We start from the raw sequence: 12873 nt of genomic DNA on the forward strand, positions 1-12873 counted from the left end.
TGCGGGAGGCACCGCCACCTCTACTTCGTTCAGGAGCACTTGCGCCCGTCGTTCACGCACTTCACGATCTGCGCCATCGTCTGCTCGGAGTTGACGTTCGCGTAGTCGTTGTGGTCCGAGAACGGGTTGTGGTTCTCCTCCGGGAAGGCGTCGAGCTGGTACTGGCCTTTCTCCTGGACGTCCTTCGGGATGTTGTAGGAGATGCTGATCCGCAGCTGCGGGATCGCCTTGAAGCCGTTCGGGCACGCGCCACTCTTCTGGTCCGCGAACCGGACGTGGTCGCGGTGGTTGGCGCTGTCGGTGTTCTGACCGTCCCAGCAACCCGCGAAGTTGTGCACGCGCATGACCTGGCTGCCGTTGGGGCAGATCACGTACTTGTCCGACAGCCGGTCCTCGAACCCGCTGCAGGTCCACGTGGCACGGGCGTTGGCGGGACCGCGGCTGGTCGGCTTGGCGTCACCGACGATCATCTTGAGGAACTTCGGCATCGCGGTGACCTTGCTGGTCGCGTTGCCGCGGTACTCGATCTTCACCTGGGCCGGGCGGACGATCTTGCCGTTGTTGCCGACGAGCTCCAGGTCCTTGCCGGACGGTGCGGCGAGCGGCGGAGTGTTGTTGGCGCCACCGTTGTTGTTCCCGCCGTTGTTGTTCCCGCCGTTGTTGTTGCCACCGTTGTTGTTACCGCCGCCGCCGTTGTTGCCGCCGTCATCGTTGAGAGCACACGGGGCGAGGCGTTCCAGGCCCTGCGGCCTCTCGGCGTTGCGGCCGATCGCGATGGCGATCCGGTCGAGCGTCGCGACCCGCTTGTCCTTCAGCGGCCCGAGGATCGCGTTGTTGATGAAGTTCGGCCCACCCTGTCCCTTGGTGGTCACGATCCGCTGGTTGGCCTCGGCGATCTGCTTGTCCAGCAGCGCCAGGTTGCGGTCCACCTCCTCGACCGCCTGGTCCGGAATGCCGGGCAGCTCGCCGCGCACCGACGGGCACTTGACCGTGGGCGTGGCGTTGTCGCCCTGGCCCTGGCCCTGTGCCTGTGCCAGTGCCTGGCCGGAGAACTTCTTCGGCTTGTTGTGGTCACCGTGGCCCGCGCCGCCGTGGCCGAACCGCAGGTCGCACTCGACGAGCGAGGTGAGGTTCGGCTTCTTGGCCGAACGGCCGATGGCGATCGCGATCCGGTCGACGGTGGCCACGCGCTTGCTGCGCAGCGGGCCGAGGATCGCGTTGTTCACGAAGTTCGGGTCGCCGGGGTTCTCGTTGCGCGCCACCCGGTCGTTGGCTTCCTTGACCTGCTTGTCCAGCAGTTCGAGGTTCCTGTTGACCTCGTCCTTGGCCTGCTGGGGCACCGCGGGCAGCCGGTCCTTGACCGACGGGCAGGCGATCTCGGCCGGGCCCGCCTCCTTGATCTTGTCCGGGTTCGAGCCGGACGAGTTCACGTTGGCCTTCGGGTTGATGCGCACGACCGGCCAGAAGTAGGACGACTTGTCCCCGTTCTTGCAGGTGGTGTCCGAGTCCTCGAGGCTCTCGTCGGTCGAGTCGGCGCTGATCGACAGGTTGCCCACGAAGTCGTGGACGTGCTGCGCGCCGTGCTTGAGACCGGGCTGCGCGACCGGGTTGTCGGCGCTGAACTTGCCGTTCTCGTTGGTGCCGCAGTCAACCGTGAACACACCGCTGGCGCCACCGTTCTGCACCTTCGGGTTCACAACGTTGGCGGCCACCTTCTCGATGGGCACGAACGCACCAACTGGCGCCGGGTCACCGTTCTTGGCGGCCAGCGCCACGGTGGCGGTGCCTGCGGCCACCACGGCCACCGCCGCCAACGAGGCGATCAGGCGGAACTTCCGTCTGTCGGCTTCGCGGTGTGTCATTCGTCCTCCTCGCTCATGCCGTGCATGATCAGGAGTACGTGCGAGACGGCTACTCGGATTAATTGAATCTTGTACGTCTCACTTCGGTAAGAACTTCGCACCCGTTCTGGTAGCAAGCGTTTTCCGCTCATGAGGCCGTGAAGATCACTCTAACCGCACCAGGCGGTAACCTCAGGTGACCGACAACGCTGTCACCCGGAGCAGGCACCCACCCGTGTTTCGTCCACGTAGGACCACACCGACGCGTTGCCCCGAGTCGTGAGGTCGTGACCACCGACCTGAGCAGATGAGGGCCGATGACGGACACCGCGCCACGACGACGACCACGGGGCCGGCGCCCGCCGACGATCATCGACGTCACGGAGCACGCCGGCGTCTCCCGTGGCACCGTGTCGCGCGTCCTGCAGGGCGGGCACAACGTGAGCCCCGCCGCCAGGGAAGCGGTCAACGCCGCGATCCGCAAGCTCGGCTACGTGGTGAACCGCGCGGCCCGCAGCCTCGTGACGCAGCGCGCGGGGTCCGTGGCGTTCCTGCTGTCGGAGACCCACGTCGACGGCGTGCTGCTCGTCTCCTCGCACCGCGGCAACCCGATGATCGACCACCTGCGGCGGGCCGACCTGCCGTTCGTGTGCTGCGGCAAGCCGCTCGGTGAGCGCGGCGCGTTGTCCTACGTGGCATCCGACGACCACGAGGGCGCCAGGACCATGGTGCGGTACCTGCTGGAGTCGGGCCGCAGGCGGATCGCCACCATCACCGGCCCGCAGGACACGCCTGGCGGGCTCGAACGGTTGCAGGGCTACCGCGAGATGCTCGCCGAGCGCGGCATCGCCTTCGACGAACGGCTCGTGGCGCACGGCGACTACAGCAGGGCGAGCGGCGAGACGGGCATGCAGCGGCTGCTCACCACCGCTCCGGACCTCGACGCGGTGTTCGCCGCCTCGGACCTGATGGCGGACGGAGCACGGCTTGACAATTCTTGACGAATTCCGGCCGTTCGACGGAATTCGACTGTGCACGTTCACAAGAATTGACATCTCTCCTCTTGAAACGATCTACCCGTTGCGGTTCCATCAATGCGGATGCCGCCGAACAGAGCCTGTGTACGTTCACAGAACTCGAGGGAGAGATCGCGATGATCGCGCACGGCATCAGCCGTGCGGGAAGAACGGCCGTGCTCCTGTCGGTGCTCGTTCTTCCCGCGACCCTGCCGGCCCCCGCCGCCTCCGCTGCCTCGCTGACCATGCGGGGAGCCGACGTCTCGACAGTCCAACGAGCGCTGGACCTCGGCGCCCGGTACTACGACGCGAACGGCACCGCGAAAGATCCCCTCGACGTACTGAAAGACGTGGGCGTCAACTACGTCCGCCTCCGCATCTGGAACAACCCGCGCAGCAGTTACAACAACAAGGCGAAAGTCCTGCAGTACGCGAAGACCGTGAAAACCAAAGGACTCAAACTGCTCGTCGACTTCCACTACTCCGACACGTGGGCGGATCCCGGCAAACAAGCGAAACCCGCGGCCTGGGCGAACCACGGCATCGGTCAGTTGCAAACAGACGTCTACAACTACACCTACGACGTCTGCACCAGCCTCAAAGCGCAGGGCGCCGCGCCGGACAGCGTGCAGATCGGCAACGAGATCAACAGCGGGATGTTGTGGGACGACGGCAAGGTTGTCAACGACAACTTCGCCAACCTCGGCCGCCTGCTCAAGGCCGGGTACAACGCCACCAAGGCGTGCAACCAGAGCACGCAGGTGATCATCCACACCGCGACGGTGGCGTCCGGTCCACGCTGGTTCTACGACGGCATCCGCGCCCAGGGCGTCCAATGGGACATCACGGCCCTGTCGTACTACTGCTACTGGCACGGCAGCATGCCCGCGATGGCCGGTGTGGTGGCCGACGTGCGCTCCCGGTACGGCAAGCCGGTCGTCCTCGCCGAAACCGCGTACCCGTACACGACGGCGAACCACGACGGCACGGCGAACGTGATCAGCGACGCGCAGCCGTGCGCGGGCTATCCGGCGACACCCGCCGGACAGGCCGCGAACTTCACCGCCGTGCAGAACACGGCCCGCGACGCCGGTGCGATCGGCGTCTTCTACTGGGAGCCCACCTGGACCGCCGTGCGCGGCAACGGCTGGGACCCCGCCGACATCGCGAACTCGGGCAACGGCTGGGAGAACCAGGCCGTGTTCGACCGCACCGGGCGTCTGCTGCCCGGGATCCGCTGGACCGCCTGACTCCCGGTTGACAGGAGAACCCGTGTCCCTCAAGCGCCTCGCGCTCCTCACGGCCGGACTCACCGCGGTCGTTCTGGCTCCCGTTCCCGCCGCGTCCGCGCTGCCGCCGCAGTGCTCCGGCACCGCGCCGATCAAGTGCAGCTTCAACGTCGCCCCCGGCAACTACGACGTGACCGTGGAACTGGGCAGCACCACCAAAGCGGCCAACACCTCGATGTCGGTGGAGGCCCGACGGCAGGTGCTGGGCGCCGTCTCCACCACCTCGGGCCAGGTCGTCCGCACGACGGTCTCGGTCAACGTCCGCAACCCCGAGGGTCAGCCCACCGGCCAGGGCGGCACCGGCACACCGGGCCTGCAGATCACGTTCGGCGGCAGCGCACCCGCGATCGGCGCGCTGACCGTGACACCGGCGAAGTCCCCGCTGGTGGCCTACCTGGCGGGCGACTCGACCGTCTGCGACCAGCCGGCCGCCCCCTACACCGGCTGGGGTCAGCACCTGCCGGCACGAGTCCGCGAGGGTGCGGTCGTCGCGAACTACGGCGACTCCGGCGAGAGCTCGGGCAGCTTCCTGTCCAACGGCGCGCTCTTCCCCACGGTGAAACCGCTGATCAGGAGCAAGGACCTGGTGTTCATCCAGCTGGGGCACAACGACAAGACCACCAACGCGACGGCGTTCCGGGACAACCTCACCCGCCTGGTGAGCGGTGTCCGGGAACGCGGCGGTGTCCCGGTGCTGATGACCCCGCCGGTGCGCAGGTTGTTCAGCGGCAGCAAGCTCACCGGCACCGCGTTGCACGTCAACAGCGTCGGCGCGGACCTGCCCGCGGTGATCCGCGCGCTCGGCCGCAGCGCAGGCGTGCCGGTGATCGACCTGACGGCGAAGAGCAAGGCCCTCGTCGAGTCGATGGGGCCGTCGGCGTCCGAAGCTCTGTACCTGACGAAGGAAGCAGGCGACAACACCCACTTCTCCGCGCGAGGCGGCGCGGAGATGGCCGGACTCGTCGTGCAGGGCGTGCGTGAGCTGAACCTGCCGCTGGCGGGCTACCTGCGCTGAGCGCCTCCAGCCGCTGGCCCTGGCGTGGCGGCGCCAGGGCCAGTTTCCGCGCGGGGTCAGGCGGTCGTGCAGGTGCTCCCGTTCAGCGTGAACGAGGCCGGCGCCGGGTTCGAGCCGCTGTAGGTCGCGTTGAACCCGACGTTCGCCGACGCGTTCGGCGCCAGCGTGCCGTTCCACGTCAGGTTCGTCGCCGTGACGTTCGCGCCGGACTGGGCGAAGGTCGCGCCCCAGCCGGGCAGGGTGACCTTCTGGCCGCCGGGGTAGCTGAACGCCAGCGTCCAGCCGTTGACCGTGCTCGTGCCCGTGTTCGTGATGGTCACGTTCGCGGTGAACCCGTTGCCACCGCCCCAGTTCTGGGCGGAGTAGGCCACCTTGCACGTGCCGGAACCGCCGCCCGCGCTCGTCGTCGCCGAGACGATGCCCGAGTTCGCGGAGACGTTGCCGGCGGCGTCCTTCGCCCGCACCTGGTACCGGTAGGTGGTCGACGGCGTCAGGCCGCTGTCGGCGTAGGTCGTCGACGCCACCGAGCCCACCAGCGTGAACGCGCCGCTGCCGACCGCGCGGTACACGTCGTAGCCCGTGACGCCCACGTTGTCGGTCGAGGCCGTCCAGCTCAGCGTGAGGCCGGTCGACGTCACGGCCGAAGCCACCGGGGTCCCTGGCGTGGTCGGCGGTTCGGTGTCACCGCCACCTCCGCCGCCGAAGATGGTCGCCTCCTTCGACGTGGCCCGGACACCGTTGGTGCCGTTGAGGAACCGCTCGCCCCACGGCGTGAGGCTCGCCGGGTTGAAGGAGTTCGTCATGTCGAGATAGGCGACGTCACTGCTGTTGCCGCTCCACGACCAGCCGAGGTAGCCCAGCCCGCGGGCCTGGGCCTGCGCCATGATCGTGTCCTCGTCCGGGTTGCCGTCGCTGTGGTTGTGCCCGAACTCCCCCACCACCAACGGCAGTCCGGCCGACTTGAACGCGTCGAAGTACGCGTTGATCTCGGCGGCGGTGTCGTACACGCCGTACATGTGGATGGAGAACACCGTGTTGCGCTGCGGGTCGGCGTTGAAGACCGAGGTCGCGTTGTCCCGCATGATGTTGCCCCAGTCCTGACCCCACATCGGCGCGTCGGCCATGATCAGGTGTTGCAGCCCCGCACTGCGCAACCGGCTGATCGCACTGCTCGTCGCGCTCGCCCACGTGGCGCTCACCGTCGCGTTGTTGCCGAACGGCTCGTTGCCCAGGTTGATGACGACGTAGTTCTCCTGGCCCTTCAGCGCGTTGGCCACGCCGACCCAGTACGTCGCCGCCTGGTCCAGCGTCGCCGCACCGCTCTGCTCGCCGTAACCCGTGGTGTCGTGCACCTCCAGCACGCAGATCATCTTGTTCTGCTTGCACAACGAGATGACGTTCGTGACCTCGGAGGCCGGCGTCGGGCCCCACCGCTGGCCGCTGCCGAGCACGACGCGCACGGTGTTGGTGCCGAACGACTTCATGTCCGCGAACGCCCTGTTCTGGGTGGGATACCAGACGTACGCGTGGTTCACGCCGCGCATGACGAACGGCGTGCCGTTGGCCTCGACGACCCGCGTGCCCTCGACGTGCAGGCCCGCGGTCGGGGTGCTGCCGCCGCCCAGTGCGGCGACCACGGCCGGGTACCAGCGGCTCTCGATCTTCTGGATGCCGGTGGAGCTGTTGGGGTGCACGCCGTCGGTGGTGTCGGCCGACGTGCTGAAGCCCGTCCACTGGTCCACCACGGTGATCGGTGAGGCCGCCGTGCTGTTCGCCTTGGCCCAGCCGGGAATCGCGGCGTTGAGGTCGACCACGCGCTGCGCGCAGGCCGAGCAGTTGGACGGGTTCATCGGGATGATCTGGGCCACGACCAGCTTGATCGACGGGTTGCTCGCCCGCATCTGGCCGAGCATCGTCGTGTAGGCGTTCAGGATCGTGGCGGCCGGGATGTTGTTCCAGACGTCGTTGGTGCCCAGGTGCATGAGCACGACGTCCGGACGTGCGGACGACAGCCAGCCGGGAAGCTGGTTGTCCCGCACGATGTTCGTCGCCAGGATCCCGCCGTGGCCCTCGTTGTCGCCGTCGTGGGTGAACCCGCAGCCCGGTGCCGGGAGCGAGCCGACGAAGTCGACGTCGGTGTGTCCGGTGTCTTGCAGGTGTTTCCAGAGCAACGCCCGCCAGCAGCCGGGTGAGCCGGTGATGGAGTCGCCGAGTGCCATGATCCGCGCGGGCGCGGCGGCACTGGCAGGGACTGGAGCGATGACCGCACAGGCCGCCAGGAGCAGGCCGGCCACCACCGCTCGGAGAAATCGCCAGGTCAAAACGACCTCCTGAGGATGTCCGACAGGGGGAATCCGATTTCCGGGAGCGCTCCCAGAAATCGGACTGTAACCACGGCGAAATCCCCTGTCACACCGCCGAGTGGCCCACTGCCAGGGCCTGTCCGATGCGGACAGGCCCACGACATCGGTTTGTCCTGTGGACAAACCTCCGCTCACCGCCGCAGCGCGGCGATCTCCTCCGCTGAGAGCACCCGGTTCCACACGGTCAGCCTGCGCATCTTGCCCTTGAGGTACCGGCCGGCGAAGTCCGATGTCTTGATGTCACGCGGAATTCTCGTGACGCCGTCCACGCGCGCGAATTCGACGCTGTCGTCGAACACACGAGCAGTCCCGTTCGACAACGTGTACGTGATGGTGTGCCAGGCGCCGCGAGGCAGAGCGAGTCCGCTGTCGACGTGGAGGTTGCCGATGTCCCACAGGGAGTACAGGCCCTGCTGCGCCGGGTCGACCCACACCCGGGTGGACACGGTCATCGCGTCGAGTCCTGCCGTGAGGTTGTCCGGCAGGCGGAGGTGGCCGTCCGTGCCACCGAAGACGAGCCCTGCCGACGAGCGGCTGACGTCACCCTCGATCGTTGCCGTGCGGCCGTTTCCGGACAGGTCGGCGACGGCCGGCCCCGCGCCACCGCGCAGGTCGTAGTCCGCCACGACGCCCTTCGTGTTGGCGCGCACCGGCGGCGGGCCCTTCCTGAGCCGTTCGAGCTCGGCCTTGGAGACCGGCAGCACCGTGCCGTGACGGGGCTTCGCGGGCAACTGGTACTCCGCGGGGATCGACCAGTTCGGGTTCTCCAGCGAGTCGGTGACGAACGGGATGTACCCGCGGCGCGGCGTCTCGTCCAGGAAGGCGTAGAACTTCTTGCCGTCGTTGGACTTGAACACCGTCGGACCCTCGACCCAGTCCGTGCCGAGCCCGGTGCGGACGCAGTCGTCGACGAGCTCCCAGTTGCGCGGCCCGGATCCCGGCAGGTCCACCGCGCGCAGGTCCTTCGACCGTTCCAGCACGATGTCCCGCGCGCACGACCCGATGACCTTCTCGTCAGTGGTCAGTCGGTAGTAGTACTCGCCCTCCTTGAGGACGGTCGAGTCGATCACGCCGCGGCCGGGGTCGTTCCAGACCTGCGGCGGGGTGAAGGTGCGGAAGTCGCGCGTGGTCGAGTACATCATCCGCGGGTACGTCGGACCGGTGTGGTTCGCGTCGCTGGGCGAGTACAGGTTGGACGCCCAGTAGACGACGTAGGCGCCGATCAACGGGTCGTACGTCGCTTCAGGCGCCCACGTCATCCCGGCCGCGGGGTCCGAGACCGGGACGTGCCGCTGGTCCGACCACGTGACGAGGTCCGTCGACTCCCAGATCTCGAGGTGCCTGCTGCCGTGGCGCATCGCCGCGTCCCAGCCCCGGCCGCCGTTGATCTGGAGGTCGGTCGCGAGGAGGAAGAACCTGTCGCCTTCGGGGCTGCGCATGATGAACGGGTCGCGCACGCCGGTCTCGCCGTGCTCGGACCTCAGCACGGGACGGCCGCCGTTGAGCTCGTCCCAGTGCAACGGGTCGTTGCCGCGGCTCACCGCGAAGTGCACCTGTTCGCTGTCCTGGTTCGCCTCACCGGTGAAGTAGGCGAACATGTAGCCCTCCATCGCCGCGTTCTGAGGCAGCGGCAGGACGGTGAGCGTGAAGTAGCGGGTGGCGCTGGTGTAGCCCTTGGTCGCCCGGACCGAGAGCCGGGCGGTGCGCGGCCGCGACCCGTGCGGTGGCCGGGTCACCTCGCCGGTCGCGGTGACGACGCGGGGATCGCTGCTCTGCCAGGTGAACGCGACGTCGCGGGCGCCCTTCGCCGGCAGCGTGATGTTCCCGCGGATCGCGTCCTCGTCGTGGATCACGATGTTCTTCAGCGCGTTGTCGACCTTCTGACGGTCGGTGTCGTCTTCCGGCACCGTCACGGTGAAGTCGCGCGTGGCGGTGTACCCGGCGTAGGTGGCGGTCGCGGTGAGCGTCACCGTCGCGTTGCCCGTGCGTGGCGCGGGCCGGGTGACGACACCGGTCGCCGACACCACCGACGGTCTGCTCGACTCCCAGGAGACGGCCGAGCCGCCTGCGGCCTTGAGGGGCAGCTTCAGGTCGTCGGTCACGGACGACGTGTCCCCCGGGTTCACCGCCGCGACGTCGGCGGCAGGCCTGCCCGACGCCGTCGTCTTGCCCAGCTCGCGCACTTCGCCCGTGCTCAGCGCACGGCCGTACAGGCGGAAGTCGCGGACCTTGCCCTTGAGGTAACGGTCGGACGGGTAGACCGAGCGCCCGAGGTAGTTGGCCGTGGTGGTGCCGGCGCCGATGGAGCCCGCAGTGGTGGTCACGCCGGTCTTCCTGGCGACTTCGACACCGTCCTCGTAGAGAACCGCGGTGCCGCCGGCCAGCGAGTAGGTGATCGTGCGCCAGCTGCCGCGGGCGAGGCTCCGTCCACTGTCGACGGTCTGTTCCGTCGACCAGTCGCCGCTCGCGATCGACGCGCGGAACTGGTCACCCGTCGCGAACAGGTAGCCGTTCCCAGTGTTGGCCACGGTGTTGCCGAGGCCCCAGACGAAGTACGGGACGGACTGGTCGGCGGCGAGCTCGACCTGGACCGAGACGGTGACGTCGGCGAGCCCGCGGATCACGTTGTCCGGCAGGCGGACGTGACCGTTCACACCGCCGAGGCGGAGGCCTTCCGAGCCCAGCCAGGTGGTGTCGCCGCTGAGCGTGCCGTGACGGCCGAAGCCGGAGCTGTCGGTGACCTCGGTGCCGGAGGGCTGGGTGAGGTCGTAGTGCACGACCAGGCCGTCGTCGAGCGTGGCGGCCGAGCTGGTCGTGACGGAGACCGCGAGCCCTGCCGCGGTGAGGGCGACGGCGACGAGCGCCGACGTGAAGGTGAGATGACGCAAGGACATGCCGGCCTTTCCCGACGGGCGCACGTGAAGGCGCCCAGCACAGGGTTCAAAAGGGGAACACGCGGACAGTCCCGGAAGTGAGCGCAAACATAGCTGGCACTCGATAGGTCGTCAATGAACCGGAGGGCGGGGCGGGAGCTCCCCGCCCTCCGCGAGGTCATTTGCCCAGGTTCTCCAGTGACCGCTGGGCTGCTGCCAGGCCATCTTTCGGCGTGACGACACCGTCGCAGATCTCACCGATGATCGTCCCGAACGCCTTCTGCATGGCGCCCCACTCAGGCGTCATCGGTGGCGCGTAGGCGAACTCGGCGGACTGCTTGAACGCGTCCATGTTCACGTCACCGATGGCCCACGCCGGGCGCAGGAAGTCTTCGCTGTCCTGCACCTCGCGGTTGGCGGGGGCGTCCTGGCCGTTGGTGGCGATCGGCTTCTGCCCCTCGGCGGTGGTCAGGAAGTCGAGCACCTTGAACGCGAGCTCGGGACGGGTGCTCGACTTCGTGATCGCGAGGCCGCTCTGGAACGAGATCGTCGCCTGCTTGGTGTTCTTGAACAGCGGCGAGATGCCCCACCGCACCTGCGGGGCGTCCTTGAGCGAGGCGATGTTCCAGAAGCCGGTCATGATCATCGCTGCGTTGCCCTGCGCGAAGAGCTGGTCGGGGCTGCCGACCTTCAGCGCCTCGTAGTCCTTTTTGGACGGAGCGACGCGGTGCTTGTGCACCAGGTCCGCGTAGAACTGCATCGCCTTGACGTTCTCCGGCGAGTTGATCACCGGTTTGCCGGCGTCGTCGAGGACCTTGCCGCCGTTCTGCAGCATGAACGCCATCCACCACGGCCACCAGTCGCCCGCGGCGAACCCGTAGCGCATGGTCTTGTCGCCGTCCTTGACCGTCAGCTTCTGCGCCGCCGCCAGAAAGTCTGGCCACTTCCAGTCCGCGGTCGGGTACGCGACGCCGTCCTTGTCGAAGAGATCTTTGTTGTAGTACAGCACCATCGGCCCGTTGCGGTCGGGCAGCGCCCACGTCTTGCCTTCGCGGTCGTAGGAGCGCGCGGCGCGTTCGCCGAACCTCGCGACCAGGTCGACCTTCTCCGTCTCGATGAAGTTGTTGAGCGGCAGCAACTGGTTCTTGCTGCTGTAGCTGTGCACGGACTCGTTGACCTCGATGATGTCGGGCGGGTTGCCGTCCGCGATCATCTTCCCGATCTTCGAGCCGTAGTCGCCGTCCTTGACGTGCAACAGCTTGACGTTGACGCCCGGGACCCGGTCACTCGCCAGGTCGACGCGCTGCTGGTAGGTCCTGGCGTCCTGCTCGCTGCCCCAGACGGCGACCGTCACCTCGGGTTCGGGCGCCGGACGTGGCGCACCGGCGGTGCAGCCGGTCATGACCAGACACGCCACGACCGCGGACACGGCTCTGAACGGGCGGAGTTGCCCCATGGATCGATCCCCTCGGAAGTTCAGTCGAGCAGGTGGGTTTCGAAGGCGAGCACGGCCATGCCGAGGGACACCGGGTTGCCCTGGTGCCTGCCCAGCACGGCGGTCACCGCTTCGAAACAGGGTGCGAGCGCGTACTCCTTGATCACCGGGGTGACCGCGGACACGAGAGGCTCTCCGAGCACGGCACTGACCCACCCGCCGAACACGATCAACTCGGGGTTGAGCACGTTCACGAAGCCTGCCAGCGCCACACCGAGCGAACGGGCGAACCGGCCGAGCGTCTCCAGCGCCGTGGAATCGCCCTGCCGCACGGCTTCCGCAAGCCGTGCCACCGCCACCTCGGGGTCACCGGGCGGGCACGTGCGCGCCAGCGCGCCCGCTCCGACGTAGGCCTCCACGCACCCGCGACCTCCGCACCGGCACCGTCGTCCACCGGCTTCGAGGACGGTGTGCCCCCACTCCCCCGCTGGAGCAACTCGCGGACCCGCCAGTCGGGCACGCTGACCCCGATCGCACCGACCGGCGCCTCGTACACCTGTTGCCGCACAGCGGCAACGACGTCGAGAACCTGCTCGGCCACGACCTCCGGCGCGCTCTCCAGTGCTGGAACCCGTTTCCGGGCCAGCCGCGCCGTGGTCTGGTCGAACAACTCGGCCGTCACGTGCTGTGGAGTGACGTCGACCCCCACCACCAGCGAACCACCGCCACGCAACGTCAACTGCGTGGCCGGTCGCCCGCCACCGGTGCGAGGGCCTGCCGTTTCCTTGAGGAAGCCGGCTTTCGTCAACTCACCGACGATGGTGCCGATCGTGGCGACGGACAGCCCGAGCCGGTTCGCCAGCTCCAGCCGCGTCCGCGGTTCGCCACCGCAGAAGCTCCGCACGACCTCGACGCGGTGAGCCCGCCTCAGATCGCCCGAGTGCTTCAGTTGCATGAACCTGTTCCTAGTACTGCGCTCCGATCGGGCACAGTACGTGATCTTCATTCTTTTTAGAAGGGGTTCTTTCAACGGTCAGCAGA

8 protein-coding genes are annotated in these 12873 nt (G+C 68.0%); 3 read left to right on the forward strand and 5 right to left on the reverse strand.

Features of this window, described 5'->3' with window-relative positions; translation table 11 throughout:
• Positions 1 to 29: 29 nt before the first annotated feature.
• A complete protein-coding gene (locus ACFOWZ_RS01815) occupies positions 30 to 1862 on the reverse strand; it encodes a DUF1996 domain-containing protein (RefSeq protein ID WP_382367576.1) in 1833 nt (610 codons plus the stop codon).
• Between the two features lie 296 nt (positions 1863 to 2158).
• Here ACFOWZ_RS01815 and ACFOWZ_RS01820 point away from each other — a divergent pair, with 296 nt between their 5' ends.
• From ACFOWZ_RS01820 to ACFOWZ_RS01830, 3 genes are all read left to right on the forward strand, one after another.
• Positions 2159 to 2842, forward strand: a complete 684-nt coding sequence (locus ACFOWZ_RS01820; protein WP_382367579.1) for a LacI family DNA-binding transcriptional regulator — start codon at positions 2159 to 2161, stop codon at positions 2840 to 2842.
• A 152-nt stretch (positions 2843 to 2994) separates the two neighbouring features.
• Positions 2995 to 4107, forward strand: a complete 1113-nt coding sequence (locus tag ACFOWZ_RS01825; protein WP_382367582.1) for a glycoside hydrolase family 53 protein — start codon at positions 2995 to 2997, stop codon at positions 4105 to 4107.
• A 22-nt stretch (positions 4108 to 4129) separates the two neighbouring features.
• Positions 4130 to 5161, forward strand: a complete 1032-nt coding sequence (locus ACFOWZ_RS01830; RefSeq protein WP_382367585.1) for a rhamnogalacturonan acetylesterase — start codon at positions 4130 to 4132, stop codon at positions 5159 to 5161.
• 56 nt (positions 5162 to 5217) lie between these two features.
• Here ACFOWZ_RS01830 and ACFOWZ_RS01835 read toward each other — a convergent pair whose 3' ends face one another.
• From ACFOWZ_RS01835 to ACFOWZ_RS01850, 4 genes are all read right to left on the reverse strand, one after another.
• Complete coding sequence (locus ACFOWZ_RS01835; protein WP_382367588.1) at positions 5218 to 7482, reverse strand: cellulase family glycosylhydrolase; 2265 nt, start codon at positions 7480 to 7482, stop codon at positions 5218 to 5220.
• Between the two features lie 173 nt (positions 7483 to 7655).
• On the reverse strand, positions 7656 to 10418 hold the full coding sequence (locus ACFOWZ_RS01840) for an immunoglobulin-like domain-containing protein (protein WP_382367591.1): 2763 nt from the start codon (positions 10416 to 10418) through the stop codon (positions 7656 to 7658).
• A gap of 157 nt (positions 10419 to 10575) precedes the next feature.
• Positions 10576 to 11853, reverse strand: a complete 1278-nt coding sequence (locus ACFOWZ_RS01845; RefSeq protein ID WP_382367594.1) for an ABC transporter substrate-binding protein — start codon at positions 11851 to 11853, stop codon at positions 10576 to 10578.
• A gap of 20 nt (positions 11854 to 11873) precedes the next feature.
• The gene (locus ACFOWZ_RS01850; RefSeq protein ID WP_382368270.1) at positions 11874 to 12344 is read right to left on the reverse strand and encodes an ROK family protein; all 471 of its coding nucleotides are present in this window, start codon (positions 12342 to 12344) and stop codon (positions 11874 to 11876) included.
• Positions 12345 to 12873 lie beyond the last annotated feature (529 nt).

Source organism: Lentzea rhizosphaerae, assembly GCF_042649515.1.
GTDB lineage: Bacteria > Actinomycetota > Actinomycetes > Mycobacteriales > Pseudonocardiaceae > Lentzea > Lentzea aerocolonigenes.